Genomic DNA, 775 nt, shown 5'->3' with positions numbered 1-775 from the left:
GGGCCGGCCGCCCGGCGCGCCGGAGGCCGAGCTGCTGCGGGCGGCCCTGGACGCGGCGGAACGGGGAGGGGAGCGGTGAAGCCCCACCGGCTCACGATCGAGGCCTTCGGGCCCTACGCCGATCCGGTGGCGGTCGACTTCGACGAGCTGGCCGCCGAAGGACTGTTCCTGATCCACGGCACCACCGGCGCCGGCAAGACCTTCCTGCTCGATGCCCTCTGCTTCGCCCTCTACGGCGAGGTGTCGGGCGACCGCAGCGTCAAGGGCCTCCGCTCCGACCACGCCACCCCCGGCGCCGTGCCCCGGGTGACCCTGGAGTTCTCCTGCGCCGCCGCCCGCTACCGGGTGGAGCGCACCCCCGCCCACACCGCACCGAAAGCCCGGGGTCAGGGCACCACCGAGAAGCCCCCCCAGGCGGCGCTGTTCCGGCTTGATGGCCAGGAGCCGGAGCGGACCGTGGCGGCGAAGACCACCGAGGTGACCCGGGAGGTGGAGGACCTGGTGGGACTCAATGCCGACCAGTTCCGCCAGGTGATCCTGCTGCCCCAGGGACGCTTCGCCGAGGTGCTGCGGGCCAGGCCCGAGGAGCGCGAAGCCCTGCTCAAAACGCTCTTCGACACCGGGATCTACGAGCGGGCCGGCTGGTGGCTGGAGGACCGGGCCCGGGAAGCGAAGAACCTGGCGCTGGAGCAGGCCCGGGAGCAGGAGGTGCGCCGGCGGCGGGCCGCCGACGCCTGGGCCCCCCATGCCCCCGAGCCGCCGGAGGGCACCGAAC

General features: G+C 74.5%; 1 protein-coding gene. It reads left to right on the top strand.

Going from position 1 to position 775, the window contains the following annotated elements; all coding sequences use genetic code 11:
• Positions 1 to 75: 75 nt before the first annotated feature.
• A partial coding sequence (locus tag VB737_RS07400) for an AAA family ATPase (RefSeq protein ID WP_500312267.1) occupies positions 76 to 775 on the top strand: 700 nt, incomplete at its 3' end.

It is taken from the genome of Synechococcus sp. BA-120 BA3 (assembly GCF_034931285.1).
In the GTDB taxonomy this organism is placed as follows: domain Bacteria; phylum Cyanobacteriota; class Cyanobacteriia; order PCC-6307; family Cyanobiaceae; genus Cyanobium.
Note: the sequence above shows the minus strand (reverse complement) of the source record. Positions and strands in the feature narration are given on the sequence as shown.